General features: G+C 69.0%; 25 protein-coding genes and 1 riboswitch. Of the genes, 11 read left to right on the top strand and 14 right to left on the bottom strand.

Annotated features, from left to right (window positions below):
• The first annotated feature begins 110 nt into the window (after window positions 1–110).
• Window positions 111–2282 (top strand): HelD family protein, encoded by a 2172-nt coding sequence (locus EV192_RS22730; RefSeq protein ID WP_132119728.1) that lies wholly within the window; start codon window positions 111–113, stop codon window positions 2280–2282.
• 57 nt (window positions 2283–2339) lie between these two features.
• Here EV192_RS22730 and groL read toward each other — a convergent pair whose 3' ends face one another.
• The 3 genes from groL to EV192_RS22715 all read right to left on the bottom strand — a co-directional run bounded on the left by groL (window position 2340) and on the right by EV192_RS22715 (window position 6103).
• Window positions 2340–3962 (bottom strand): chaperonin GroEL, encoded by a 1623-nt coding sequence (gene groL / locus EV192_RS22725; protein WP_132118584.1) that lies wholly within the window; start codon window positions 3960–3962, stop codon window positions 2340–2342.
• 216 nt (window positions 3963–4178) lie between these two features.
• On the bottom strand, window positions 4179–5414 hold the full coding sequence (locus EV192_RS22720) for a serine/threonine-protein kinase (RefSeq protein WP_132118581.1): 1236 nt from the start codon (window positions 5412–5414) through the stop codon (window positions 4179–4181).
• A 65-nt stretch (window positions 5415–5479) separates the two neighbouring features.
• Entirely contained in the window at window positions 5480–6103 is a 624-nt protein-coding gene (locus EV192_RS22715; protein ID WP_132118579.1) for an AIM24 family protein, read from the bottom strand.
• Between the two features lie 88 nt (window positions 6104–6191).
• On the opposite strand from EV192_RS22715, the gene moeA reads away from it, so the two are divergent.
• From moeA to EV192_RS22695, 4 genes are all read left to right on the top strand, one after another.
• Window positions 6192–7415 (top strand): molybdopterin molybdotransferase MoeA, encoded by a 1224-nt coding sequence (gene moeA / locus EV192_RS22710; protein WP_243727003.1) that lies wholly within the window; start codon window positions 6192–6194, stop codon window positions 7413–7415.
• 337 nt (window positions 7416–7752) lie between these two features.
• A complete protein-coding gene (locus EV192_RS22705) occupies window positions 7753–8460 on the top strand; it encodes a phosphatidylserine decarboxylase (RefSeq protein ID WP_132118575.1) in 708 nt (235 codons plus the stop codon).
• Window positions 8461–8463: 3 nt separating this feature from the next.
• A complete protein-coding gene (locus EV192_RS22700) occupies window positions 8464–9471 on the top strand; it encodes a CDP-alcohol phosphatidyltransferase family protein (RefSeq protein WP_132118573.1) in 1008 nt (335 codons plus the stop codon).
• Window positions 9472–9581: 110 nt separating this feature from the next.
• The gene (locus EV192_RS22695) at window positions 9582–11801 is read left to right on the top strand and encodes an AAA family ATPase (RefSeq protein WP_132118571.1); all 2220 of its coding nucleotides are present in this window, start codon (window positions 9582–9584) and stop codon (window positions 11799–11801) included.
• Here the strand turns inward: EV192_RS22695 and EV192_RS22690 are convergent.
• The 3 genes from EV192_RS22690 to EV192_RS22680 form a co-directional block, all read right to left on the bottom strand.
• Window positions 11798–12655, bottom strand: a complete 858-nt coding sequence (locus EV192_RS22690; protein ID WP_424923372.1) for a S1C family serine protease — start codon at window positions 12653–12655, stop codon at window positions 11798–11800. The genes EV192_RS22695 and EV192_RS22690 overlap by 4 nt on opposite strands.
• 118 nt (window positions 12656–12773) lie before the next feature.
• Window positions 12774–13397, bottom strand: coding sequence for a LytR C-terminal domain-containing protein (locus EV192_RS22685; protein WP_132118567.1), 624 nt, complete (start codon window positions 13395–13397; stop codon window positions 12774–12776).
• Entirely contained in the window at window positions 13394–13690 is a 297-nt protein-coding gene (locus EV192_RS22680) for a DUF3263 domain-containing protein (protein WP_132118565.1), read from the bottom strand. Before EV192_RS22680 ends, EV192_RS22685 begins: the two co-directional genes overlap by 4 nt.
• 167 nt (window positions 13691–13857) lie before the next feature.
• Between EV192_RS22680 and EV192_RS22675 the strand changes: the two genes are divergently transcribed.
• Together EV192_RS22675 and EV192_RS22670 are read left to right on the top strand one after the other, a co-directional pair.
• Window positions 13858–14430 carry a peptide deformylase gene (locus EV192_RS22675; RefSeq protein WP_132118563.1) on the top strand — a complete coding sequence of 191 codons (573 nt, stop codon included), beginning with the start codon at window positions 13858–13860 and terminating at the stop codon, window positions 14428–14430.
• 23 nt (window positions 14431–14453) lie between these two features.
• Complete coding sequence (locus tag EV192_RS22670; protein WP_132118561.1) at window positions 14454–15746, top strand: caspase, EACC1-associated type; 1293 nt, start codon at window positions 14454–14456, stop codon at window positions 15744–15746.
• Here EV192_RS22670 and EV192_RS22665 read toward each other — a convergent pair.
• From EV192_RS22665 to EV192_RS22655, 3 genes are read right to left on the bottom strand one after another with little or no spacing between them, the layout of a single operon-like run.
• Complete coding sequence (locus tag EV192_RS22665; RefSeq protein WP_132118559.1) at window positions 15743–16639, bottom strand: TIGR03619 family F420-dependent LLM class oxidoreductase; 897 nt, start codon at window positions 16637–16639, stop codon at window positions 15743–15745. The two genes, EV192_RS22670 and EV192_RS22665, sit on opposite strands and share 4 nt — an antisense overlap.
• 10 nt (window positions 16640–16649) lie before the next feature.
• Entirely contained in the window at window positions 16650–17348 is a 699-nt protein-coding gene (locus EV192_RS22660; RefSeq protein WP_165960550.1) for an aldo/keto reductase, read from the bottom strand.
• Window positions 17349–17379: 31 nt separating this feature from the next.
• A complete protein-coding gene (locus EV192_RS22655) occupies window positions 17380–17982 on the bottom strand; it encodes a hypothetical protein (RefSeq protein ID WP_243727001.1) in 603 nt (200 codons plus the stop codon).
• Window positions 17983–18171: 189 nt separating this feature from the next.
• Between EV192_RS22655 and thiC the strand changes: the two genes are divergently transcribed.
• Window positions 18172–19851, top strand: a complete 1680-nt coding sequence (thiC, locus tag EV192_RS22650; protein ID WP_132118553.1) for a phosphomethylpyrimidine synthase ThiC — start codon at window positions 18172–18174, stop codon at window positions 19849–19851.
• Window positions 19851–20672 carry a bifunctional hydroxymethylpyrimidine kinase/phosphomethylpyrimidine kinase gene (gene thiD, locus EV192_RS22645; protein ID WP_132118551.1) on the top strand — a complete coding sequence of 274 codons (822 nt, stop codon included), beginning with the start codon at window positions 19851–19853 and terminating at the stop codon, window positions 20670–20672. The genes thiC and thiD overlap by 1 nt, the downstream gene beginning before the upstream one ends.
• A gap of 126 nt (window positions 20673–20798) precedes the next feature.
• On the opposite strand, the gene EV192_RS22640 is transcribed toward thiD, so the two are convergent.
• The 4 genes from EV192_RS22640 to thiO all read right to left on the bottom strand — a co-directional run bounded on the left by EV192_RS22640 (window position 20799) and on the right by thiO (window position 23310).
• The gene (locus tag EV192_RS22640) at window positions 20799–21227 is read right to left on the bottom strand and encodes a MarR family winged helix-turn-helix transcriptional regulator (RefSeq protein WP_165960603.1); all 429 of its coding nucleotides are present in this window, start codon (window positions 21225–21227) and stop codon (window positions 20799–20801) included.
• A gap of 61 nt (window positions 21228–21288) precedes the next feature.
• Complete coding sequence (thiG, locus tag EV192_RS22635; protein WP_132118547.1) at window positions 21289–22044, bottom strand: thiazole synthase; 756 nt, start codon at window positions 22042–22044, stop codon at window positions 21289–21291.
• Window position 22045: 1 nt separating this feature from the next.
• A complete protein-coding gene (thiS, locus tag EV192_RS22630; protein WP_132118545.1) occupies window positions 22046–22246 on the bottom strand; it encodes a sulfur carrier protein ThiS in 201 nt (66 codons plus the stop codon).
• Window positions 22243–23310, bottom strand: coding sequence for a glycine oxidase ThiO (thiO, locus tag EV192_RS22625; protein WP_132118543.1), 1068 nt, complete (start codon window positions 23308–23310; stop codon window positions 22243–22245). The genes thiS and thiO overlap by 4 nt, the downstream gene beginning before the upstream one ends.
• Window positions 23301–23411: riboswitch (TPP riboswitch) on the bottom strand. (Overlaps the previous gene by 10 nt.)
• Window positions 23412–23437: 26 nt before the next feature.
• Here thiO and thiE point away from each other — a divergent pair.
• Entirely contained in the window at window positions 23438–24097 is a 660-nt protein-coding gene (gene thiE, locus EV192_RS22620) for a thiamine phosphate synthase (protein WP_132118541.1), read from the top strand.
• Here thiE and EV192_RS22615 read toward each other — a convergent pair.
• Window positions 24078–25034, bottom strand: coding sequence for a S1 family peptidase (locus EV192_RS22615; protein WP_341770890.1), 957 nt, complete (start codon window positions 25032–25034; stop codon window positions 24078–24080). The genes thiE and EV192_RS22615 overlap by 20 nt on opposite strands.
• A gap of 461 nt (window positions 25035–25495) precedes the next feature.
• On the opposite strand from EV192_RS22615, the gene EV192_RS53975 reads away from it, so the two are divergent.
• The gene (locus EV192_RS53975; RefSeq protein WP_165960549.1) at window positions 25496–25633 is read left to right on the top strand and encodes a hypothetical protein; all 138 of its coding nucleotides are present in this window, start codon (window positions 25496–25498) and stop codon (window positions 25631–25633) included.
• Window positions 25634–26044: the final 411 nt, after the last annotated feature.

The raw sequence follows: 26044 nt of genomic DNA, 5'->3' as shown, positions 1-26044 counted from the left end.
GGTATGCAACCGTCACAAAGACGACCAGCAAATGGCCATAGCGAGGATTTTAGCGAAAGGAAAGCCGGTTGTCAAGCGAGGAAATCGAGCGGGAACAGCAGGTCGTGTCCATGCTCTACGGCCGTCTCGACGATCTTCGGAGCAGGGCGGCGGACCAGTTGGCGAGGGTGCTGCGGGAAACCGGCGGCACCCCGCAGGCGCGCACCGAACGCGACGCCTCGACGGCGATGTACTCGGAACAGCTCAGCCAGTACAGCGCCGTGGAAAACGGTCTGGTTTTCGGCCGGCTCGATTTCCAGGACGGCGCCCATCAGCACATCGGCCGAATCGGCGTTTTCGACGAGGACCACGACTACGAGCCGCTGCTGATGGACTGGCGCGCGCCCGCCGCCCGCCCCTTCTACCTCGCGACCGCCGCGGCGCCGGACGGGGTGAACAGGCGCAGGCACATCCGGACCAGCATGCGCAAGGTCACCGCGGTCGACGACGAAGTGCTCGACCTCGCAACGGCCGACGTCACCAAACACGAAGGCCTGACCGGTGAGGCCGCGTTGCTGGCCGCGGTGAACAGCAGCCGGACCGGCCGGATGACCGACATCGTCCAGACCATCCAGGCCGAGCAGGACAAGATCATCCGCTCCGGGCTCAACGGAGTCCTTGTGGTCCAAGGAGGTCCGGGCACCGGCAAGACCGCGGTCGCGCTGCACCGGGCCGCGTACCTGCTGTACACCTACCGCGCGCAGCTGGCTCGACGGGGCGTGCTCGTCGTCGGTCCAAACTCGACATTCCTGCGGTACATCGGCCAGGTGCTGCCGTCGCTCGGTGAGACGGGTGTGCTGCTGGCCACGGTCGGCGAGCTTTTCCCTGGTGTGAAACCGGATCGGACCGAGCCGGTCGAGGCCGCGTCGGTCAAGGGCCGGGTCGCGATGACGGACGTGATCGCCACGGCCGTCAAGGAATGCCAGCGGGTGCCCGAGGACTACCTGGAGATCCGGTTCGAGCGCGAAGTCCTGAAGCTGGACCGGGAGACGTGCGTGCAGGCCAGGGCGCGGGCCCGGCGGTCGCGGCGGGTGCACAACAAGGCGAAGCCGTTGATCGTGCCGGTGATCCTGGACAGCCTGGCCCGCCAGTACGCCGACCGGATCGGCGCGGACCCGTTGGGCGGCAAGAACCTTCTCGACCCCACGGACATCGAGGACATCCGGCGCGAGCTGAGCGAGGACGACGGCGTCCAGGCCGCCCTCGACTGGCTGTGGCCGACCGTCACCCCGACCGAGCTGCTTGAGGACCTGTTCCGGGACAAGGACAAACTCGCCAAGGCCGCGCCGAAGCTCACCGAGCGCGAACGCGACCTGCTGCACCGGGAGCCGGGCGGCTGGACACCGGCGGACGCGGCACTGCTCGACGAGGCGGCGGAGTTGCTCGGCATCGACGACACCGCCACCAGGGCGGCGCAGGCGCGGGAACGGCAGGAGGAGATCGACTACGCCAGCGGCGTGCTGGACATCCTCGACATGCAGGACGACGCCGACCCGGAGATCCTGACCGCGACCGACCTGATCGACGCCCGCCGCCTGGCCGGCCGGTACGAGGACACCGACCACCGGACCGCGGCCGAACGCGCCGCGGCGGACCGTGAGTGGGTGTTCGGGCACGTGATCGTGGACGAGGCCCAGGAACTGTCGGCGATGGCCTGGCGGATGCTGATGCGCCGCTGCCCCAGCCGGTCCATGACCCTGGTCGGCGACGTGGCCCAGACCGGTGACCCGGCCGGCACCACGTCGTGGCAGACCGTGCTGGAGCCGTACGTGGAAGACCGGTGGCGGCTGGAGCAGCTGACCGTCAACTACCGCACCCCGTCGGAGATCATGGCGGTGGCGGCGGACGTCCTCGGCCCCGGCATGGCGGCGCCGACATCGGTGCGCGACTCCGGCGTCGAGCCGTGGCACCTGTGGGTCCCGGACATCCAGGCCCAGTTGGACGAGATCGTCGCCAAGGAGGTCGCCGCCGTCGGTGACGGCACCCTGGCCGTCATCGTCCCCAGTGGACTCAGCGAGACATCGGCCGATGTGGACGCCCAGGTCTCGGTGCTCACGGTCGGGCAGGCGAAAGGACTGGAGTTCGACTCGGTGCTGGTGGTCGACCCGGCCCTGATCCTGGCCCAGTCACCGCGCGGCGCCAACGACCTCTACGTGGCACTGACCCGCGCCACCCAGCGGCTCGGCGTGATCCACCCCGGCGAACTGCCCGAATCCCTGTCCCGGCTGGCCGACACCGCGTGAACGACCGAACCCCCAGGGAGAAGCTCCCTGGGGGTTCGGTGCTGGCACAAAAAGGACTCAGAAGTCCATGCCGCCGGCTTCCGGGCCGGCCGGAGCGGCCGAGGCCTTCTCCGGCTTGTCCGCGACCACGGCTTCGGTGGTCAGGAACAGGGCCGCGATGGAGGCCGCGTTCTGCAGGGCCGAGCGAGTGACCTTGGCCGGGTCGATGATGCCCGCGTCGATCAGGTTGCGGTACTCACCGGTGGCCGCGTCCAGGCCCTCGCCTTCCTTGAGGCCCTTGACGCGCTCGACCACGACGCCGCCTTCGAGGCCGGCGTTGATGGCGATCTGCTTGAGCGGGGCTTCGACGGCGACCTTGACGATGTTGGCGCCAGTGGCCTCGTCGCCGGTCAGCTTCAGCCCGGCGAACGCCTCGCCGGCGGCCTGCAGCAGGGCCACGCCGCCACCGGCGACGATGCCCTCTTCCACGGCGGCCTTGGCGTTGCGCACCGCGTCCTCGATGCGGTGCTTGCGCTCCTTGAGCTCGACCTCGGTGGCGGCGCCGGCCTTGATCACCGCGACGCCGCCGGCCAGCTTGGCCAGCCGCTCCTGCAGCTTCTCGCGGTCGTAGTCGGAGTCGCTCTTCTCGATCTCGGCCCGGATCTGGTTGACCCGGCCCTGGATCGCCTCGGTGTCACCGTCACCCTCGACGATGGTGGTCTCGTCCTTGGTCACGACGACCTTGCGCGCCTTGCCCAGCAGCGTGATGTCGGCGTTGTCCAGCTTGAGGCCCACGTCCTCGGAGATGACCTGGCCGCCGGTCAGGGTGGCCATGTCCTGCAGCATCGCCTTGCGGCGGTCGCCGAAGCCCGGCGCCTTGACGGCGACGGACTTGAAGGTGCCGCGGATCTTATTCACGACCAGGGTCGCCAGGGCCTCGCCCTCGACGTCCTCGGCGATGATCAGCAGCGGCTTGCCGGCCTGCATGACCTTCTCCAGCAGCGGGAGCAGGTCCTTGACCGACGAGATCTTCGAGCCGAACAGCAGGATGTACGGGTCCTCCAGGACCGCTTCCTGACGCTCCGGGTCGGTCACGAAGTAGCCGGAGATGAAGCCCTTGTCGAAGCGCATACCCTCGGTGAGCTCGAGCTCGAGGCCCAGGGTGTTGCTCTCCTCGACGGTGATGACGCCTTCCTTGCCGACCTTGTCCAACGCCTCGGCGATCAGCGCGCCGATCGTCGTGTCAGCAGCGGAGATCGACGCCGTGGCGGCGATCTGCTCCTTGGTCTCGATCTCCCGAGCCGCCTTGTGCAGCTGCTCGGTGATCGCCTCGACCGCCTGCTCGATGCCACGCTTCAACGACAGCGGGTCCGCACCGGCCGCGACGTTGCGCAGACCCTCACGCACCAGCGCCTGCGCCAGCACGGTGGCCGTGGTGGTGCCGTCACCGGCCACGTCATCGGTCTTCTTGGCGACCTCCTTGACCAGCTCGGCGCCGATCTTCTCCCAAGGGTCCTCGAGCTCGATCTCCTTGGCGATGGAAACGCCGTCGTTGGTGATGGTCGGCGCGCCCCACTTCTTCTCGAGCACGACGTTCCGGCCCCTCGGACCGAGCGTCACCTTGACGGCGTCGGCGAGGGTGTTCAGGCCGCGCTCAAGCCCGCGGCGCGCGTCCTCGTCAAACGCGATCAGTTTGGCCATTGCGGTGTGTCCTCCGCCTGCATATGTAAACGTTTTGGGCGCTGTGAGGCATGCCGCACAGCGGAACAGTGTGCTTAACACGGTGCTTAAGCCAGGCGCGGTGCCCGCGACGGACGACCCGGGAACCCGAGCCTCACCGTCCCGACCTAGCACTCCACTCTAGTGAGTGCTAATACGTGTTTAGCACTCGGTCCCGGCGAGTGCAAGAAGGCCAGGTCAGCCGCTTGTCGGCAGCCCGGACAGAGACGGCAGCGTCCGGCGGGAGCTGGTCGTGGGCGAGGTCGAGCCGCCGCCGCTGTCCCGCGGCGCCACTGTGATCTGCGGCCCATTCGTGCCTGGCGTGTTCCCGCCGCCCCCGCCGCCCTTCGACGACAGGAACACGATCGCCAGGACGATCGCGGCGATGGCGATCACCCCGACCACCACCGGCAGCACCCACTTGCGGCCGCTGCTGGTCTTCTCCGCGGTGAACGCGCTCGACCCGATCGGGACCGGCGGCCGCAGCCGGACGAACTCGCCCGGACCCGGCGCGGGCTGCGTGGCGGGCCGGCGCGGCTGTTGTTGCGGCTGTTGCTGGTACTGGACCGGCGGGGCGGCCGGCCGGGGCGGCTCCTGGCGCGCCGCCTGCGACAACGCCTGCCGGGCCGCCGCGATCAACTCCTTGCACGTGGCGTACCGGACCTTGGAGTCCTTGGCCATGCCGCGCCGGATGACCTCGTCGACGGCGCCGGGCAACGCCACCAACGCCGTGATCTTGGGCGGGTCGAGGTTGAGGTGGCCCTGGATGACCTCGGGGACCTTGCCCTGGAACGGCGGCCGGCCGGTCAGGCACGCGAACAGCACGCACGCCAACGAGTAGGCGTCGGTCCGCGCGTCCACCGGCTCGCCGCGCAGGTGCTCGGGCGCCGCGTACGTCGGAGAACCCAGGAAGTCGCCGCTGCGGGTGCGGTGGCCGGTCGCGCCTCGCCTGGTCAGGCCGAAGTCGGCCAGGTACACGTGCTCGGTGGAGGTCTCCCTGCTGGTCACCAGCACGTTCGCCGGCTTGACGTCCAGGTGCACCAAGCCGCGGTCGTGCAACGAGTCCAGCGCCTCGGCGACCTGGCCGAGCAGCGACAGCGTCCGTTCCACCGAGATCGGGCCGTCCTTGATCAGACTGGCCAGGTCGGAGCCGTCCACCAGCCGCATGGCGATGTACAGCAGCCCGTCGACCTCGCCGAAGTCGTAGAGCGGCACCACGTTGGCGTGGTCGATCGCGGAGGTGTTCCTGGCCTCGTCGACGAACCGTTCCCGGAACTCGGCGTCCTCGCCCAGATGCTCGCCGATGACCTTCAACGCGACCTTTCGGCCGAGCCGGACGTCGGTGGCCTTGTACATCACGCTCATGCCACCGCGCCCGAGCACACCATCGATCCGGTAATGCCCCAGGCGACGCCCGGTGAGGTCCTCCGACACGCAGCGCAGCCTAACGTCCGCGACGCACGCCGCGCGGTCGGTTCATGGAACTCAAGATAGGGACCTCAGGACAGGGCCGCCGCCATCGCCTCCGCCCGGCGGGTCTGGGTGAACACCTGCCCCGGTCCAGCACAGTCCAGCAACAGGCCCTCACCGGTGCGGATCGACTGGTTCACCGACTGGCTGACCGCGCGCAGCCGGGTCTGCACCCCCTCGGTGTACGCGACCAGGCTGGTCGGCGCGACGGTGATGGCCACACCCGCTTCGAGATTCACCACGTCCAACGCCCCGCACGACGCGAGCACCACCGCACCCTGCCCGGACACGTGCTCCAGGAACCCGTGGTCAGCGCCGAACATGGGCCGAAACCCCTGCCAGGACGCGTCCTGCCGGACGTGCACCGACGCCGCCAGACAAGCCCCCCGCGCCACACACCAGCCGCCCAGACCGTCCAGTTCCACGGTGTACACCTCACCAGGCAGCGACGGCGCCAGATCCACCCAACCGCCCTCGGCGGGCGCGGTGAACACGGCCGAATACCCCCGGCCGCGCCCCTTGGGCCGGAGGTCGATGAGCACCCCGAAACTGGTCGCGAGCATCGCGTCGTAGTCGGCCTGTACCGCCTCGCCAGGCGCCAGCAACAACCGCGCGACGCCAAACGCCGGGGTATGCCGAGTCCGGACCTGCACGTTCCCCACCCTGATGGATCCACTGTTCCGAAGCGCAGTCTTGCACGGCGGCGTGTGTTCGCACGGCGATACGAGGCAGGATGCATCCGTGCCGAACACAGCGACCAGACTCCGCAGCGTCGACTCCTACCGCGCGTCCGTCGCCGCGTTGGTGGGTGACCTGCCGAGTGTGCGACTCCCGGTGGCGGACTGCCGCGGCCTGGTGCTGACCGAGGACGTGACGGCACCGATCTCCTTGCCGCCGTTCGACAACTCCGCGATGGACGGGTACGCGGTCCGGTCCGTGGACGTGGTCGGCGCGAGCGAGGACACCCCGGTGGAACTGCCCGTGCCGGAGGACATCCCAGCCGGCCGCACGGACGTGGTCCCCCTGTTGCCGGGCACCTCGCACCGGATCATGACCGGTGCTCCCCTGCCGCCGGGCGCGGACTCCGTCGTCCAAGTCGAACTGACGGACTCAGGCGTGCAACGGGTCCGCGTGTTCGCGCCTGTGGCCGTGGGCACACATCTGCGTCGTACGGGTGAGGATGTGCGCGAGGGCACAGTCGTGCTGACGAAAGGCACTGTTCTCGGCCCGCCGCAGTTGGGTCTGGTCGCGGCGTTGGGCATCGCCGCGCTGCCTGTGCGTCGACGGCCGCACGTGCTGGTGCTGTCCACCGGCACGGAACTGGTGGAGGCGGGCCAACCGCTGAAGCCGGGACAGATCTACGAGTCCAACAGCATGTACATCGCCACGGCTGTGGAAGAGATCGGTGGTGTCGCGCACGTGCTTCGGTTCGTGCCGGACGACGTGAACGCGTTACGGGCCACACTGCGGCCGCACCTCGCCGACCACGACGTGGTGATCACCACCGGCGGTGTGAGCGCGGGCGCGTACGAGGTCGTCAAGGACGCGTTGCAGGGCGAAGGGGTCGAGTTCCTCAGAGTGGCCATGCAGCCCGGCGGACCACAGGGCTCCGGCCGGTACCAGGGCCTGCCTGTGCTGTCCCTGCCAGGGAACCCGGTGAGCGCGGCGCTGTCGTTCGAGATCTTCGTCCGGCCGGCGCTGCTGGCCGCGATGGGCCACACCGAGATCGATCGCAAGCGTTTGCGAGCACGGGCCAGCATGGCCATGAAGTCCCCCGCGGGCCGCCGCCAGTACCGCCGCGGCCTCTACGACGCGGGCTCGGTGCAGGCCGTACCGGTCGGCGGACCGGGCTCACACCTGCTGGCCGCGTTCGCCCAGTCGAACTGCCTGATCGAAATCCCGGAAGACGTCACCGAGATACCCGAAGGCGCCGAGGTCGACCTGGTGATGCTGACCCAACGGTGACCTTCGACCAGCCCCGACTTGGCCGCGCCGATCATTTCCACCCCGCAACACGCCCGACATCGCCCCAGCCACGGCGGTAGCCAGCCCGAGCGAAGATGTCGGCCGCGTGGTGCGGGGTGGAAATGGTCGGCTGAAGGCGGCCAAGTCCGCCCGAGCGGAGCGAGGGCAGTGTATACAGCCATTGATCCCACCTTTTCCGTCACTTAGAATAGTTCGCGACAGATGGCTCATCTGGGTAAACCGAACGGTGCCGATGCATCGCGTCGGGGGATGCATCGGCACTTGATGGGGAATCGGGCAGACTGGTGACTCCCAAGCCTGGAGAGAAAAGGGCCCAGTGACTGCATCCAACGAGCGACCCGTCGCCCACATCGTCGAGTTGGCGCGTGGCATCGTTCCACCCATGAACCCGGCCGGGCGGCCGTTCGTGCTGGCCGCCGCCGTCCTCACGTTGCTGCTGCGCCGGATCTCCCGGCCGCTGGGTGTCGTCGGCGCGGTGCTCACGGGGTGGACGGCGTGGTTCTTCCGCGAGCCGAAGCGGGTCACGCCGAGCCGGCCGGGCATCGCGGTCGCGCCCGCCGACGGAACGGTGTCGCACGTAGCCGAAGCCGTCCCGCCGGCCGAGTTGGAGCTGGGCGACGAGCCGATGCTGCGGGTCAGCGTGTTCCTCTCCGTGTTCGACGTGCACGTCCAGCGGGTGCCGGCGACCGGCGAGGTGCTGCGCAAGGTCTACCGGCCGGGCAAGTTCCTGTCCGCGGACCTGGACAAGGCCAGTGAGGACAACGAGCGCAACACGCTGCTGCTGCGCACGGTCGACGGCCACCGGCTGGTGGTCGTGCAGATCGCCGGCCTGGTGGCCCGGCGGATCGTGTGCCACGTCGACGAGGGTGACAAGGTCGCCGCGGGTGCGACGTACGGGCTGATCCGGTTCGGGTCGCGCGTCGACCTGTACGTGCCGCGTGGCAGCAGGGTCATGGTGGAGTCCGGGCAGAAGACCATCGGCGGCGAGACCGTGCTCGCCGAACTGCCCGGTTCGGAGGGCTGAGTCATGGCCGCGCGCACCCCGCCGGGTGTCCGACTGCTGCCGAACGCCATCACCGTGCTGGCGATGTGCGCGGGCTTGTCCGCGGTCCAGTTCGCGTGGCACGAGCAGTGGAAGGCCGTGCTGGCGTCGTTGTTCGCCGCGGCGATCCTGGACAGCCTGGACGGCCGGATCGCGCGGCTGCTGGACGCCACCAGCAAGATGGGCACGGAGCTGGACTCGTTGTCCGACGCGATCTCGTTCGGTGTCGCGCCCGCGCTCGTGCTGTACCACTGGAGACTCGGTGCCGGGGACAACCGGCTGGGCTGGATCTTCGCGCTCGTGTTCGCGGTGTGCATGATCCTTCGCTTGGCGCGCTTCAACACCCTGCTCGAGGACCCCGACCAGCCGCCGTACGCCAAGGAGTTCTTCGTCGGCGTGCCCGCGCCCGCCGGCGGCCTGCTGGTGTTGCTGCCGCTGATCGCCGAGCAGGAGTTCGGCACGGACGGCTGGTGGTCCAACCAGGCCGTGGTGATGGGCTGGACGGTGTTCGTGGCGGCTTTGCTGATCAGCCGGATCCCGACGCTGTCGGTGAAGACGGTCCGTGTGCCGCCGCGGATGGTCGTGCCATTGCTCGTCGGCTTGACGATGCTCGCGGCGGTCGTGGTCACGTATCCGGTCGCGGCACTGGGCATCGCGCTGGTGATCTACCTCGCGCACCTGCCGTACGCCGTCCGCCGCAAGCACTGGCTGGCGCACCACCCGGAGGCGTGGGCGGTGCCACCGGCGCAACGCAGAGCGATCCGCAGCCAGGCCCGCCGCCTCGGCCTACGGCCGCCACTGTCCCGCCGGGTCGCCGGGGTGGCCAGGCGGGTTCGGTTGCGCCGCAACGGCGATCGCGAGCCGCACGTGACCTGGCAGTCGTACCTGCCGCCGGAGCAGCCACCACGGATCATCGGCCCGCTGCCGAAGCGCCGCACCTGGCGGCGGATAGGTCTACGGCGTACACAACGACCGCCTCGTGGCGAACGTTAGTTCGCTTGGTCGCGCCGGTCATTTACGCCACGCGACACGCCCGACATCGCCCCAGCCACACCCGAGCGGAGCGAGGGCAGTCAAACACAGCGAACGATAGGCTCACGGGCGTGACTTCGCCCCAGATCACGCTCACCGCTCGCCTGTCGCCGTCCGCGCTGGACACCCGCCGTGGCGTCGTGCGCCTGCACCGGGAGGTGCTGGACGCCCTGGGCCTGCGGCAGTGGGACGCGGTCCGGCTGACCGGCGCCCGGGCGAGCGCCGCGCTGGCCGCCGCGAGCGAGGACCTGCCCGGCGTGATCCTGCTGGACGACATCACGTTGACCAACATCGGCATCGTCGAGGGGTCCGAGGTGGTGATCACCCCGGTGACCGTGGCCGCGGCCCGCGCGATCACGGTCGCCGGCTCCCGGCTGGCGTCGACGTCGCTGAGCCCGCAGACGCTGCGACTGGCGTTGCTGGGCAAGGTCTTCACGGTCGGTGACGCGGTGTCGCTGCTCCCCCAGGACTTGGCGCCGCCGCCGGACGCGGACGTGATCGCGGCCCGCCAGCGGCTGTCCACGGCGATCGGCATGACGTGGACCAACGAGCTGATCACCATCACGTCGGCCGACCCGAACGGACCGGTGTCGATCACCCCGTCCACAGTGGTCAACTGGCGGGACGGGGTGGCCGCGGTCGAAGCCGTCCCCAGCGGTGACGTGGTCGTGGTCCAGCAGATCGAGGCACCGGTGGTGACCGCGATGTCCACCGCGCCGGCCGAGACGCCCATCCCGGTCACCGACCTGGTGGGCGCGACGGACGCGGCCCGCAAGCTCGCCGAGTGGCTCGACCTCGCCTTCCAGCGCCCGGAGTTGTTGCGGCGGCTCGGTGCCGAGCCGCGGCTCGGCGCGTTGGTCAGCGGCCCCGAGGGGGTCGGCAAGGCCACCATGGTGCGGTCCGTGGCCAACGCGGCGGACGTGCGGATCGTGGAGGTCTCGGCGCCCACCATCGCGGCCCTCGAAGCCAACGCGGCGGCGACCCAGTTCCGTGCGGTCGTCGCGGAGGCTGTGCAGAACACGCCTTCCGTATTGCTGGTGACCGATGTGGACGCTCTGCTGCCCGGCACCAACCCGCCGCCGATCGCCACGGTCGTCCTGGATTCCTTGCGTGGCGCCGTGAACACGCCCCAGCTGGCGATCGTCGCGACCACCGCCCACCCCGAGGCGATCGACCCGCGGCTGCGGTCCGTCGAGCTGCTCGACCGCGAGGTCTCGGTGGGCCAGCCCAACGAGCACACCCGCACCGAGCTGCTGCGGGTGATCATGCGGGACGTGCCAACGGAGTCCGAAGTGGACTTCGGCTCGATCGCCGAGCGCACACCGGGTTTCGTCGTCGCCGACCTGGTCGCCCTGCGCCGGGAGGCGTCCGTGCGCGCGGCGTTGCGCCAGAAGGACTCGCCGGAGCCCCGGATCTCGTCGGACGACCTGGCCGGCGCGCTTGAGACGGTCCGGCCCACCTCGATGTCCACATCGGACAACCTGCGGACCGGTGACCTCACCCTGGACGAGGTCGGCGACATGGTCGAGGTGAAGCAGTCGCTGACCGAGGCCGTGCTGTGGCCGTTGCAGTACCCGGACTCCTTTGCCCGCCTGGGTGTCCAGCCGCCGCGCGGGGTGCTGCTCTACGGCCCGCCCGGATGCGGCAAGACGTTCCTGATCCGCGCCATGGCCGGCTCCGGCCGGTTGAATGTGCTCGCGGTGAAGGGCGCGGAGCTGATGGACAAGTGGGTCGGTGAGTCCGAACGAGCGGTCCGGGAACTGTTCCGCCGCGCGGCCGACGCCGCACCGGCCATGGTGTTCCTCGACGAGGTGGACGCGCTGGCGCCGCGCCGCGGTCAGTCCTCGGACTCAGGCGTAGCCGACCGGGTCGTCGCCGCGCTGCTGACCGAACTGGACGGCGTGGAGCCGATGCGGGACGTGATCGTGGTGGGCGCGACCAACCGCCCGGAGCTCATCGACCCCGCCCTGTTGCGGCCGGGTCGGCTGGAACGCGTCATCTACGTGCCACCGCCCGACAGCGACGCCCGTGCCGCGATCCTGCGCTCGTCCGCGCGCAACACGCCGTTGGCGGACGACGTGAACATCGACGACGTGGCCACGGCGCTCGACGGCTACTCGGCCGCGGACTGTGCCGCGCTGATCAGGGAAGCGGCCCTGACCGCGATGCGTGAGTCCCTGGAAGCCCGCCAAGTCACCAACGCGCATCTGCAGAAGGCGCGCGAGGCCGTGCGCCCGTCGCTCGACCCCGCGCAGCTGGCCTCCTTGGAGGCGTACGCCAAGTCGCGCTAGCGAACGCTGAGTTCGGTCGGCGTGGCGAACACGTCGACCATCGCCCCGCCGCGCAGCACGGTCACCGGCAGTTCCTCCCCGATCGCCTCGGCGAACAGCTGCTTCTGGATCCCCTGAGCGTCGTTGACTTGCTTGCGGCCCACCGTGAGGACCAGGTCGCCCGCGTGCAGCCCGGCCCGCTGGGCCGGACTCCCGGAGACCACCTCGACGATCCGCAGCCCGGCCTTCTGGCCCGTCCGGGCGGCCACGTCGTCCGGCAGCGGCGCGGGCGTGCTCACCAGGCCGAGGAACGCGCGGCGCACCCGGCCGTCGGAGATGAGGGTCTGCACGATCCGCATGGTCGTCACGTTGATCGGAACAGCGAGCCCGAGGCCGTACCCAGCGACCGCCGTGTTGATCCCGACCACCTTGCCCGTCGAGTCCGCCAGCGCGCCACCGGAGTTGCCAGGGTTGAGCGCGGCGTCCGTCTGGATCACGTCCTCGATCACCCGGGCCGCCTTGCCCTGCCTGACCGGTAACGAGCGACCCAGCCCACTGACCACGCCGGCCGTGACGGAACCGTTGAGCCCCAACGGGTTCCCGACCGCGACCACGAGCTGGCCGACCACCAGGTCGTCCGCGTTGCCCAACGTCGCCGGCGCCGGGGCCGTTCCCTGCACCGTCAGGACGGCCAGGTCGGACAACGGGTCCACACCGGCGACCTCGAAGGTCGACTCGGTGCCGTCGGCGAACGTCGCCGTGCCGTTGCGTGAACTGCCCACCACATGGGCGTTCGTGAGCATCCGGCCGTTCTCGAACACCACGGCCGAGCCGCTACCCGCGCCGAGGCGCACGCTCGCCACGTGAGGTGTCACCGATCTAGCGACGGAGCTGACCGTCTTGGAGTACTCGTCCACCGCCACCACCAACCCATGCGTGATTACACCGTTGCACCAACTACAACGTTTCGCGCGCGGGGTTGTTCCAGGGCAGTCAGTTCTTCGGGTTGTATTCCTTGGCGACGACCACGATGAGGCCGGGTCCGAAGTTCCTGAGCCCCTCGATGCGACGGTCCACGTGCAGGCCGAACTGGTTGGCCAGGTCCCTGGCCTCCGCCTCCTCGGCAGTGCCCGGCCGGTAGTAGACCGTGGTGAAGGGGACCTTGGCCTGCGTTTCCGAAAGGTTGTCCACCGCCGTGACGTTCCAGCCCCTGTTGCGGAAATCGGTTGCGGCCCGATCGGCCAGCCCCGTGATCTTGCTGTTGTTGAGGACCTGCACCGGCTGGACATGGCCGGGCGTGGTGTCCGGTGGCGGGGACGGTGGGGCCTCGCTGGACGGCGTCGAACTCGACGACGACGGCGGCGGGGAACTCGGCGGCGTCTCGGATGAAGGCGGCGTGGCCGAGGACGGCGGTGGCGACCCCGGGCTGGACGGTGGCTCCTGCGACGGCGTGCCGGCGGCGGGCGTGCCGGCCGTGTTGTTCGTGGGCTGGTCCGACCCGCCTCCGCCGAACACCGAGATCAGGCCGACCACCAAGGCGATCGCGGCCACCGCGAGCAGGGCCAGTCCGGCCAGGCGGCCCGGCCGGGTTGGTCCTGCCCCCTCCGGGCTGGTCATTGTGGCTCGACACCCAGCTTTCGCGCCCCACGCGAGCGGACCCGTCCGGTGCGCAGCCGGCGCAGCCGCTTCACCAGCAACGGGTCGGCCGCCAGGGCCTCGTTCTTCTCGATCAGGTCGTTGACCAACTGGTAGTACCGGGTCGGCGTGATCCCGAAGATCTCCCGGATCGCCTGGTCCTTGGCGCCGGCGTACTTCCACCACTGCCGCTCGAAGGCGAGGATCACCCGTTCCCGGTCGGTCAAGCCGCCCCGCGGCTCACCGTCCGGCACCAGTGCCTCTGCGGCGTCCATCCGACTCCCCGAATCCCGTGTCCACCTGGGAATCACACACCTGTGATTTCCGCACTGCCATTACATCACGCCCCCACTCGTCGCCGTGCGCCACGTCACCGGCGCGTCCGTGTGCCGCTGCTCCCCTGGACAGAGCCGGACAGAGGTTGTGCTGGATAGTGACACGCATGGCCGTTCACCCCATCCGGATCGTCGGTGACCCAGTTCTACACAACCCCACCGACAAAGTTGCCACATTCGACGCTGAACTTCACCAGCTGATCGAAGATATGTTCGAAACGATGGCGGCGGCCCACGGCGTCGGCCTGGCGGCGAACCAGATCGGCGTCCCGCTACGGCTGTTCGTGTACGACTGCCCGGACGACGACGGCGTCCGGCACAAGGGCCTGGTGGTCAACCCGGTCCTGGAGACCTCGGAACGCCCGGAGACCATGCCCGACCCGGACGACGACTTCGAAGGCTGCCTGTCGGTGCCCGGCGAGTCCTTCCCCACCGGCCGCGCCAGCTGGGCCAAGGTCACCGGCCAGGACAAGGACGGCGAGCCGGTCGAGGTGGCGGGGACGGGTTTCTTCGCCCGCTGCCTGCAACACGAGACCGATCACCTGGACGGCCTGCTGTACCTGAACCGCCTGGTGGGCCGGTACGCCAAGCAGGCGAAGCGAATGGTCAAGAGCAACGGGTGGGGAGTCCCCGACCTGTCGTGGGACCCAGCCAAGGAGCCCGACCCGTTCGATGAGTGACCGGGAGTACTCTCCAGTCCGCGATGCGGCTGCCTGACCCTCAACGTTCCTACGCGGTGTTGATTGGTGCCAGCACCTACCAGTCCACCGATCTGCCCGACCTTCCCGCGGTGCGCAACAACCTGGACGGGATGGTCGCCGCGCTGACCGATCCGCGGTGCGGCGGGTTCGTGCGAGAGCGATGCGGGATCGCCGGTGATACGGCGATCACGCGGGGCACGTACCGCCTCCTGCGCGAGTACGCGGCGAAGGCCGAGGACACGTTCCTGGTGTACTTCGCCGGCCACGGGCTGACCGGCGAACTCCGCCACGACCTGTACCTGACGTTGTCCGACACGGACCCGGAAGAGCTACCTGTCAGCGCCCTGTCGTTCGACATGATCAGGGACATCTTCCAGGAGTGCCCGGCGCGCAACCGGGTACTGATCCTCGACTGCTGTTTCAGCGGCCGGGCCACCGCCGGCTTCATGGGCGCGCACCGGCACAAGGTCCTCGGCCAGGTGGAGATCAGCGGGACGTACACCCTCGCCGCGACGCCAGCGAACGCCGTGGCCCTGGCACCGGCCGGCGCGACGTACACGGCCTTCACGGGCGAGCTGCTGACCCTTCTGGAGCACGGGATCCCGGACGGACCCGAGTTGCTCAGCCTCGGCACGATCTACCAGGTCCTGCACCGGAGGCTGACCGCCGAAGGACTGCCCAAGCCCGGTCAGCGAGGTACGGACACGGCGGATCAGTTGGCGCTCACCCGCAACCCGGCCCACCAGCGGGAACCTGTGGCCGAGCCGGACGGGCCGCCGAGGGGCAGGAAGGTGCTGCTGGCCATAGCGGTCGTGGTCTTCGTGGCTGCCGCGGCTGTCAGCGTGTGGCTGGTGATCAAGCCGGACGCGAACTCGGTCAAGCCCAGCGACCCTCCGCTGACGCCCACAACCAGCTCATCGACCACGGCGGGCGTGGTTCCCCCGCCGCCCGTGCTCACCGATACCAGCACGGCAATCACCGGCCCCCCTGCCTCGGCGGGGCGATATCCCTATGTGTCGGTACGGGTCTACAACAACAGCAACATCCCAGACTTGGCCGACCGCGCCGCCAACGACTTCCGCAACGCCGGTTGGACCATCGAGACGAGCGGCAACTATGCCGAGCCAATCGCCGTCACAACGGTCTACTACCGGCCAAAAACCACCGAAGAGAGTACGGCGATAGCACTGGCGAACGAGTTCGGGTTGCGCTATGACCGTCGATTCGAGGGCATCAAGGACGCCCCTCCGGGTGTCATCGTGATCGTCACCAAGGAGTACATCCCAAAGAACTAGCTTGGCTTGAGGGCCTCAAGGAGTTCCTGGGCTCGTTCGGTGGCCGCTTTCGGCGACACGTCCGGGTCGCCGATCCGTGGGTCCCAGTTCAGGTCGTAGAACAGTTCGGTCACGCCCTGGGAGGCGAGCCATTCGGCGTCCGCTTTGATCTGTGCGATCGATCCGGACAGCCTCGGCCCGCGCTCGCCAGGACGGACCACGCCACGGCAGACGATCCGGACTCGGGCCGGATCCTTCCCCGCCGCCGTGGCCGCGGCGCGGACGACCGCGATCTGGTCGGCGATCGCGTCCAGGTTCGTCGCGCTGCGGGACATCCAGCCGTCCGCGATCCGGCCGGCCCGGGCCAGTGCCGCCGGCACGACTCCGCCGAGCAGCACCGGTGGGCCTGGACGCTGGACTGGTTTGGGGTTCATCCGGCTTCGTGGCACGGTGTAGAACTCGCCGTCGAAGGAGCTGACGTCGTCCGCCCACAGGGTCCGCAGCACGGACACGTACTCCGTGGTGCGGGCGCCGCGCCTGGCCATGGTGGCGCCGGTGGCGGCGAACTCCTCCTGTTGCCAGCCGGCGCCGAGGCCGAGGTCGAGCCGGCCGGCGGACAGCACGTCCAGTGACGCCGCCTGTTTCGCCAGGTAGGTCGGGGACACGAACGGCAGGTTGACCAGGGCCACGCCGAGGCGGATTCGTTCGGTCCGGGCGGCCATGTACGACAGGGCCATGAGGGGGTCGAGCACGCTGCGGTAGACCGGGTCCATCAGCGGGGCCTCGGGGGTCAGCAGCCGGTGGAACGTCCAGAGCGAGGAGTAGCCGAGCGACTCGGCGCTGGTGGCGAAGGCGGCGAGGTTCGCCGGGGTCGCCCACGCGCCTGACACGGGTGCGCCGAATCCGATCTCCATATCTGACAACCTAACCACGAACCGCGGCCAACTCCCGCATGGTGAGGGGTCCGTGAGTCACCGCTCCTGCCAACTCCATGACGTCCGCGACCGTGCGCACGCGCGGAAGCGCGACGGCTCGCGGGCAGTGTGCCCACAGCCGTGCCAACGCGCCTTGCAGGGGTGTGCGGCCGCCGAGGCGCACGGGCGGGCCGAAGGGCTCGGGGCACAGCAATGACAGGTCGTACTCGTCCACCACGGGCAGCAGGGCGTCGTCGTAGGGAGCCTGGATGGTGGCGCAGTTGGGGCCGGCGGCGAACACGGCGGCGCGGGCTGGGTCGGGTGTGCACCAGCCGTAGGCGCGGATGAGCCCCTCGGCGACCAGGTTCTCGCACTCTTCCCGCAGTGCCGTCGCCGCGTACGTGGACATGTCGGCCACGTGCAGTTGGTAGATGTCCACGTACGAGGTCCGTAACCGCCGTAGCGACGCGGTCAGCGCCTTGCGCACGTACGACACGCGCCCGTCAGGACCGTCGGCTGTGTGCCCCCATTTGGTCGCGATGACGACCTGATCACGCATGCCGGCGAACGCGTGGCCGAGCAGTTCCTCGGTCTCGTAGATGTCCGCCGTGTCGAAGAGCGTGATCCCCGCGTCGAGCGCCTGGCGCAGGAGACGTTGCGGATCGTCGACCGCCGCCAGCCCGCGTGTGCCCACCCCTAGTCTCACCACGGCTATACACTAGGAATGTAGTAAATGGGCGTCAAGCCGGTGCCACCTCGCGCCACGGCAGATCAGGCAGGGACGCCATCTCCTCGAACGTCCCGAACGAGGCCAGCTCGGTGTACCGGCCGGCGATCAGGAACGACCGCAGCCGCTGCGCCTGCCGGGCCGTGAAGTAGGCGCCGGCCAGCAGAAACGGCAGCACCAGCCGCCAGTACTGGACCTGCGACGACCGGTGCCGGTGCGGCGCCCGCAGCGCGACCCTGGCCTGACGCAGCGAGTGCTCGTTCGGGGTCATGTCACCGCCGGCCATCCACCGCTTCTCGTCCGCGATGGCGCAGTGGGCGCACTCGATCTCGCCGGTCGTGGCCTCCCGGCCGCAGCCGGCGCAGTTCGACAGCCGCAACGCCCAGTCCAGGCACGTCCACGGGTACGTGCCGCCGTCGTCCACCAGGACGGCCGTGATCAGGTCCGCCGGGGTGCCGGCCAGCGCCGCCAGCCAGTCCGCCGCCCAGTACCGGTCGACGAAGTCCTCGCACGCCGGACACGCCGGGTAGCCGCGGCCGGCCGGTTCGCCGCAGTCCGCGCACGGCACGACCCCGTCGGGTCTTGCCAGCTGACGCAGGCCCGGTACGGAGGTCACAGCGAAACGGTACGCCGGTCGGCTTGGCATTGCGCGGTCATGATGGCTATGGTCGAGATGACTTTTTTGCAACGTCGCGGGAGCTCGCGCCACAGCGGGCTGAGAGGGCGGTTCGTGTCCTTTATGGACCGGGTGCCGCCGACCGCATGAACCTGACCGGGTAATGCCGGCGTAGGGAAGGAAGGCGTTATGACGGCGCTTGAGGACCGTTCTGTCCAGCCGACCATCACCACCGGGCCGATCTCCGGCTCGCACAAGGAGTACCGCGACGTCGGGGCCGGCGTTCGCGTGCCGTTCCGCCGGGTCGAGCTCACCAACGGCGAGCACTTCGACCTGTACGACACGTCCGGCCCGTACACCGACGACAACACAGTGATCGACGTCCATAGTGGACTCCCCCGGATCCGCGAGGGCTGGCGGCGGCCGCCGGTGAACGGCGCGGTGACCCAGTTGGCGTACGCCAAGGCCGGGATCGTCACCGAGGAGATGCGGTTCGTCGCGGCCCGCGAGAACATGGACCCGGAGTTCGTCCGCAAGGAGGTGGCCACCGGCCGGGCGGTCATCCCGGTGAACCGGTGCCACCCCGAGTCCGAGCCGGCGATCATCGGCAAGCGGTTCCTGGTCAAGGTGAACGCCAACATCGGCAACTCCGCGGTGTCCTCGTCGATCGAGGCCGAGGTGGACAAGATGGTCTGGGCCACCCGGTGGGGCGCGGACACCGTGATGGACCTCTCCACCGGCAGGCGCATCCACGAGACCCGCGAGTGGATCATCCGCAACTCGCCGGTCCCGATCGGCACGGTTCCGATCTACCAGGCGCTGGAGAAGGTCAACGGCGATCCGGCCGCGCTGACCTGGGAGGCCTACCGCGACACCGTGATCGAGCAGTGTGAGCAGGGCGTCGACTACATGACCGTGCACGCCGGTGTGTTGCTGCGGTACATCCCGCTCACCGCCAAGCGGGTCACCGGGATCGTGTCCCGCGGCGGCTCGATCATGGCGGCGTGGTGCCTCGCGCACCACAAGGAGAGCTTCCTCTACACCAACTTCGAGGAACTGTGCGACATTCTGCGCACGTATGACGTGACTTTCTCACTGGGCGACGGCTTACGGCCCGGCTCGATCGCCGACGCCAACGACGAAGCCCAGTTCGCCGAGCTCCGCACGCTCGGCGAACTGACGCACATCGCCCGCGCGCGGGACGTGCAGGTGATGATCGAAGGCCCCGGGCACGTGCCGATGCACAAGATCATGGAGAACGTCCGGCTCGAAGAGGAATGGTGCGGCGAGGCGCCGTTCTACACCCTCGGCCCGCTCGCGACCGACATCGCGCCGGCGTACGACCACATCACCTCGGCGATCGGCGCGGCCCAGATCGGCTGGGCCGGCACGGCGATGCTGTGTTACGTGACCCCGAAGGAGCACCTGGGCCTGCCCAACCGGGACGACGTGAAGACCGGCGTGATCACGTACAAGATCGCCGCGCACGCCGCGGACCTGGCCAAGGGCCACCCGGGCGCGCAGGCGTGGGACGACGCGCTTTCCCAGGCGCGCTTCGAGTTCCGCTGGGTGGACCAGTTCAACCTCTCGCTCGACCCGGACACCGCGCGCGCCTTCCACGACGAGACGCTGCCGGCGGAACCGGCCAAGACCGCGCACTTCTGCTCGATGTGCGGCCCGAAGTTCTGTTCCATGCGGATCACCCAGGACGTGCGCAAGTACGCCGAGGAGCACCATCTGTCTACTGTGGACGCGATTGAGGCCGGGATGCAGGAGATGTCACAACAGTTCCACGACCACGGCGACAAGGTGTACCTCCCGACCGAAGACCTGCTTGCCGGGTCGAGCTTCAGCACTGAGACCGACTGATGACACCACCGACCGTGCTCACCATCGCCGGAAGCGATTCCGGCGGTGGTGCCGGCCTGCAGGCCGACCTCAGGACGTTGTTCGCCTGCGGCGTCCACGGAATGACGGCGGTGACCGCGGTGACCGTGCAGAACACCATCGGTGTCACGGGGATCGTGGAGATCCCCGCGCACGTGGTGGCCGACCAGATCGAAGTGGTCGCGGTCGACATCGGCGTTCAGGCGGCGAAGACCGGCATGCTGGCCAACGCGGAGATCATCGTCGCGGTGGCCGGCGCCTGCGACCGGGTCGGCATCGGCAAGGACGGGCACATCCCGTTCATCGTCGACCCGGTCTGCGCCTCGATGGGCGGCGACCAGCTGCTCCGGGACGACGCCCTGGACGCCCTGCGGACCGAACTGTTCCCCCGCGCGACCCTGGTGACACCGAACCTGGACGAGGTCCGCCTGCTCACCGGGATCGACGTGACCGACCGGAAAACCCAGGAGCAGGCGGCCGACGCGCTGCTGGCGTACGGACCGGAGTGGGCGTTGGTCAAAGCCGGGCACATGCGGAACGTCGACGACTGCGTGGATCTGCTGTCCAACGGCACGGACGTGCACGAGCTGCCAGGTCCCCGCTTCGACACCGGGAACACCCACGGCAGTGGGGACACGTTGGCCTCGGCGACCGCTTCCCAGCTGGCCCAAGGGGTTGCCGTGCCGGCGGCGGTCGCTTTCGGCAAGCGGTTCATCGTTCGGTCGGTCCGGGACTCGTATTCGCTCGGGAAAGGGCACGGGCCGGTGTCGCCGTTCTGGCGGCTGTCGAGCGAATCGGTCTAGGACGGCCGGCACAGCACCGGATTCCGCGGATCGCCGCACGCCCGGTCACCGAGTGATCGGATGATGTCCTTGCCGACCTGGCTGCCGAGTGGCGGCTCTTCAGCGGGTGTTCACCCGCCGGCGGTGCTATTCCTCGGACAGGAGTTCCTCCAGTATCGGGATCGCCATGATCAATTGTTGTTGCCTGTCCTCGGCCAGCCGGTCGATTCGCCTGCGCAGTTCCTGTACGCGGGTCGAGCGCAGCCCGGACACCATTCGCTCGCCGTCCGGGGTGGCTTTCACCAGCCAGGCCCGGCGGTCCGCGGGATCCGGTTCGCGCTGCACGTACTTGGCTTCCACCAGGGCGGCCACGATGCGGGACATGGTCGGTGCGGCCACGCCCTCCTTGGTCGCCAGGTCGCCGAGGCGCAGCTCACCACAGCCGACCAGGGTGGACAACGCGGAGATGGACCCGTGGCCGAGGCCGGACGCGCCGCTGCGGCGCAGCGAGCGGGACAGCCGCCCGATGGCCAGATACAGCCGCGCCGGCACGTCGTCAGCGGTCGAAGGCGTCAGCACTTTCGCGCCTCCTTCGTGGAGTGGCTCCATCGGTCAATGATGGCTGTTTATTCGGCACTCACCGAGGAGGGCTGGATGCCTGTGCCCAGAACCGTTGCGGTATACGTCCGGCCGAACGAGCCAATCTACCTGCTGTAACAGCGTTTCGCATCGCCGCCGCCATTTTTTCGGGATCACTCGCCCGGGTCACGGCGGTCGCCAACATCACCGCGTCACAGCCCAACTCCATGGCCAGCGCGGCGTCCGACGCGGTACCGATTCCAGCATCCAGCACAACAGGAACAGAAGCCCTGGCGACAATCAGTTCGATGTTGTGCGGATTGCGAATTCCCAACCCCGTGCCGATCGGGGAACCCAGTGGCATGACCGCGGCCGCACCCGCTTCTTCCAGGCGCAACGCCAGAACTGGATCATCGTTGGTGTACGCGAGCGCGGTGAACCCGTCGGCGACGAGCCGCCGCACCGTGTCCAGCAGCTCCACCGGATCGGGAAGAAGTGTCCGGTCGTCGGCGACCACTTCGATCTTGATCCAGTTGGTGCCCAACGCCTCCCTGGCCAGCTGGGCGGTGAGGACGGCCTCGGCGGCGGTCCGGCAGCCCGCGGTGTTCGGCAGCGGGTCGATCCCCAGGCGTCGCAACGTTTGCAGAACACCCGTACCGCCGTCCGAGTCGACCCTGCGCATCGCGACCGTGGTCAACTCCGTTCCCGACGCGACCAGCGCACGTTCGAGGACGGCCAAGTTCGCCGCGCCACCAGTGCCCATGATCAAGCGGGACGAGTACTCTCTGCCACCGATGATGAACGGATCGTCCATGTCACCCTCCTTGCACAGCGGTGAGGACTTCGATGTCGGCGCCCTCGGCCAGTACCGTCCGGGGATGCTCGGCGCGTGGCACGACCGAGCCGTTCACCGCCACCGCGACCCCGCCGGGTGCGATCTCCAGCAGCCGCAACACGTCCGCGACCGTGGTCCCGTCGGCCAGCTCCCGCACGACGCCGTTCACTGTCGCCCTCACCGCGACTCCAATCTGGCGGCCGCGACCGCCTCCGGCACCGGTTCGCCGCCCGCCATCGCGACGACCGCGTCGGCGGTGATCGGAGCCAGCAGCAACCCGTTGCGGTGGTGCCCGGTCGCGACGATCACGCCCGGCTCCACCCAGTCGATCAACGGCAGGTTGTCCGGGCTCGACGCCCGAACCCCGGCCGCGCTTTCCGTCAAGTGGAACTCCGTCACCCCGGGGACGACCCGTTCGGCGTCCAGCAACAGATCCCGCACACCCTTGACGGTCACCTCGGTGTCGTATCCAGCTTCGTACTGGGTGGCACCGAGAACGATCTCGCCGTCCTCGCGCGGCACCAGGTACATCGGTCTGGACTCCACCAGGGCACGAACGGTCCGGGTCAACGGCACCGCGCCGCGCCCCGGCCGGAGCCGGAGGATCTCGCCCTTCACCGGACGTACCAACGAGTTCAGCCTCGGGTGCAGGTTCCGGCTCCAGGCGCCCGCGGCGATCACGACCGCGTCGGCACGCACCACGGATCCGTCGGCCAGCTCGACTTCGCCCGCCCGCACGGCCCGTGCGGACTCGTGCACGAACGCCGCCTTGGATCGCAGGACGCCCAACAGCTTCCGGTTGTCCACGGCCAGATCCCCGGGCACTGACAGTCCACTTCGGACTGATGTGGACAGCGACGGCTCGATCCGCCGCAGCTCGGGCCCGGACATCTGGGCCACGTCCCGGCCGATCGAAGCGAGGTGCGCGGCCAGGATCGCCAGCTGCTCGGCGTCCGCCGAGTCGAAGGCCGCGACCACCGTGCCCTCGGTCCGTAAACCGACATCACCCAGTTCGGCGGCGAACTCCGGCCACATCCGCAGCGACGCCTCACCCAGTTCCAACAAGGGTTCCTCGCCCGGCCACGCCTCCGTGACCGGCGCCAACATGCCACCGGCCACCCACGACGCCCCGGAACACGGCGCCGGGTCGACAACGACGGCCTCCCAGCCCGCCGCCAACGCACGCCACGCGATGGACAGGCCGATGACGCCGGCCCCGACGACTGCGATCTTTCCCAATGACACCACTCGCTCCCTGCGCCGGCATGACCCGGATCAGGTTCGACGGTCGGGACTCTCCAAGTCCCCTCTCAGCCCGGTGACGCCAGGCTCCCGTGCGGACCAGCATCGAGCTTAGCGTAAGAATCAAGGCATGCCCGGACTCGATGGCGCCGAACTGCGCCGCAAGCTGGCCGACGCGCGGCTCTACCTGTGCACGGACATCCGCGACGACCTGGCCGAATTCGTCGACGCGGCGCTCGCGGGCGGCGTGGACATCGTGCAGTTGCGGGCGAAGTCACTCGAAGCACGTCAGGAGATCGCCGCCCTGCAGATGATCGCAGAGGCATGCGCCCGGCACGGTGCGCTGCTGTCGGTGAACGACCGCGCGGACATCGCCGCGACTGTAGACGCGGACGTCCTGCATCTGGGCCAGGACGATCTTCCGGTGCCCGCCGCGCGCCGGATCGTCGGCGACGACATGGTCATCGGCCGGTCCACGCACGACGTCGACCAGGCGATGGCGGCGGCGCGCGAACCCGGTGTCGACTATTTCTGTACCGGCCCGTGTTGGCCAACACCGACCAAGCCAGGTCGGCCGGCGCCCGGACTGGACCTGGTACGACGAACCGCCGAGGCCAACCCGGCACGACCCTGGTTCGCCATCGGCGGTATCGACGCCGGCAGGATGCCGGAGGTGCTGGCCGCGGGCGCGAGCCGTGCGGTGGTCGTGCGCGCGATCACCGACGCGGCGGATCCGCGCGCCGCGGCCAGCAGGTTGAGATCACTCCTGGTCAGCCACGAACCAGCGTGAGGCCGAAGGCCGACAGGATCGGGCCGAGCGGCTGGAAGAAGCACGTGGCCGTGTTCCCGCCGGAGACCGTGCCCTGGCCCTGGCCGGCGTTGGTGACGAAGCCGCCGCCGGAGTCACCGGGCTGGCAACGCACGTTCGACGCGGTCAACCCGGTCACTGTGCCCTCCGCGTACCGGACGGTCTGGTTCTTGGCGCCGACCGTGCCACAGGTCCAACCGGTCGTGGAACCGGACTTGCACACCGCTGAACCGGTCGCCGCCGCTGTCGAGCCGACGACACGGACCGCACCGACGAGACCACGCGGTGTCCAGTTGGAGTTGGTCCGCACCCAGGCGTAGTCGCGGCCCGGGAACGCGGCACCGCCCCACGTGCCGAGTGCGACACCGTTGCGGGTCAACGCCCCGCCGCCGGTCAGCACGTTGCAGTGCCCGGCGGTGACGAACCCGCCCTGTACCGACAGGCCGACCGAACACCGGGAACCGCCGATGTTGTACGCGTCGCCGCCCTTGATGTCCGCGAACGTGCGCGGTGCGGCCGTCTCGACCACGCGGACGTCCGGTCCGGCAAAGGCTTTCGCGATCGGGGACGTTCCTGGCAAAGTGGTCACCACGACCTGGTCGGTGACAATGTCGGCGTACCAACCGGTAACCGAGCGCGGCGCAACAGTGTCACGGTTGCCGAGCCGAGCCAGTGTCGAGTCCAATTGGGCCACTGAGCGGGGCACGACACGCGGTGTGGCACCTGCCGAAGCAACTTGAGCGACCTTGCTCACATCGGTCACGCCGACGGTCAACGTGCCGGACGCGATGTCGAAGTAAGCGCCACCAAAGGTGTCGCCCAACGCCGTACGCAGCACTTCTTCGGTCGCGGTGGCGGCATCCTGGCGGGCGCCGAGGGTGCGCGCGGCGTCCGCGCCAAGCCCCAGATCCCGCTCCATTGCGGCAAGCAGTCCCGGATTGGCGGCCTCGAACTCGTCAATTACCGAAGCTGTTGCTGAAGTGCCGCTCGAAGAGGCGGCAAATGCGGGTATGCTCGTTGGCACAGCCATGGTGGCGGCAATGAGGACGGCAGCGGCTAACCGCGCCGTTTTCCTTGGGTTCATGTCGTCTCCTTGGGTGCAGGGACCCGAGAGTCGGATGCAGGGCCGACCTCTCGGGCGATCAGGAGAATGAGTGACGGGGTGGTCGACTCACCCCGTCACTCGTTCGAGCGTCACTCTTACGGGTCACCCTCCGCATCCGAGCGTATGAATCGCGTGCGCGTTACACAATCCCCCGCTCAGGGCGAAAATGTGTTCCAAATCACACTCTTGATCTCACTTTGGGTAATCAGCCCAGGACAGAACGCTCTTAGGGCGTACTGGACGGCGGGCTGCTGGACGACGACTGAACCGGGTCAGTGCTCGACGTGGTCGACGGGCTGGAGCTGGATGAGCTCGACCCGGTAGCGCTCGGTGGCGGCGTACTGCCGGTGGTCCCGGGTGTCGAGGGCGGCGTGGTGACCGTCACAGTCGACGGGTCCGGCGGCTCGACATGAGTCGATGGTTTGTTGCCCGACGACGGTTGTGCGGGTCGAAGAACACCACCGATTGTGGTCTTCCCGTCACCCGAAAGAGGTGATCCGCGAACCCATTCCACGCCGGTGATGACGACCATGCCAAGCACAAATGCGGCGGCACTCACACCGGCAAGTAATTGCCACCGTACGCGCCGTGACGGCTTGGGTTCCGCATTATCAACCGGTGTCTCCCCGGACTTGGTAACCCGAGCCCCTACCCGTCGCAAAGGTCGCCGATAGGCCTCGGTGGCGATCGTGGTGACGACGCTGGCGACCGCCGCGCCGAGTATCGTCCCAGCGACTCCGAGTGTTGACCCAAGGACGGCCGCGGTCACCGCGGCCAGCGCTCCCGGCAGGATCTGAATCGGATGGAATCCGCTCTTCTCAGCA

Source organism: Actinocrispum wychmicini (genome assembly GCF_004345645.1).
GTDB lineage: Bacteria > Actinomycetota > Actinomycetes > Mycobacteriales > Pseudonocardiaceae > Kibdelosporangium > Kibdelosporangium wychmicini.
The sequence above is the reverse complement of the archived record's forward strand: the minus strand, read 5'-3'. Positions and strand labels throughout refer to the sequence as shown.

What these genes read in the sequence shown, in the direction of transcription:
- EV192_RS22730 (WP_132119728.1), top strand. Translation starts at nt 111, where the DNA reads ATGCTCTACGGCCGTCTCGACGATCTTCGGAGCAGGGCGGCGGACCAG.
- groL (WP_132118584.1), bottom strand. Translation starts at nt 3,962, where the DNA reads ATGGCCAAACTGATCGCGTTTGACGAGGACGCGCGCCGCGGGCTTGAG.
- EV192_RS22700 (WP_132118573.1), top strand. Translation starts at nt 8,464, where the DNA reads ATGGCCGCGCGCACCCCGCCGGGTGTCCGACTGCTGCCGAACGCCATC.
- EV192_RS22685 (WP_132118567.1), bottom strand. Translation starts at nt 13,397, where the DNA reads ATGACCAGCCCGGAGGGGGCAGGACCAACCCGGCCGGGCCGCCTGGCC.
- EV192_RS22680 (WP_132118565.1), bottom strand. Translation starts at nt 13,690, where the DNA reads ATGGACGCCGCAGAGGCACTGGTGCCGGACGGTGAGCCGCGGGGCGGC.
- EV192_RS22675 (WP_132118563.1), top strand. Translation starts at nt 13,858, where the DNA reads ATGGCCGTTCACCCCATCCGGATCGTCGGTGACCCAGTTCTACACAAC.
- EV192_RS22670 (WP_132118561.1), top strand. Translation starts at nt 14,454, where the DNA reads ATGCGGCTGCCTGACCCTCAACGTTCCTACGCGGTGTTGATTGGTGCC.
- EV192_RS22665 (WP_132118559.1), bottom strand. Translation starts at nt 16,639, where the DNA reads ATGGAGATCGGATTCGGCGCACCCGTGTCAGGCGCGTGGGCGACCCCG.
- thiC (WP_132118553.1), top strand. Translation starts at nt 18,172, where the DNA reads ATGACGGCGCTTGAGGACCGTTCTGTCCAGCCGACCATCACCACCGGG.
- thiD (WP_132118551.1), top strand. Translation starts at nt 19,851, where the DNA reads ATGACACCACCGACCGTGCTCACCATCGCCGGAAGCGATTCCGGCGGT.
- thiG (WP_132118547.1), bottom strand. Translation starts at nt 22,044, where the DNA reads ATGGACGATCCGTTCATCATCGGTGGCAGAGAGTACTCGTCCCGCTTG.
- thiE (WP_132118541.1), top strand. Translation starts at nt 23,438, where the DNA reads ATGCCCGGACTCGATGGCGCCGAACTGCGCCGCAAGCTGGCCGACGCG.
- EV192_RS22615 (WP_341770890.1), bottom strand. Translation starts at nt 25,034, where the DNA reads ATGGAGCGGGATCTGGGGCTTGGCGCGGACGCCGCGCGCACCCTCGGC.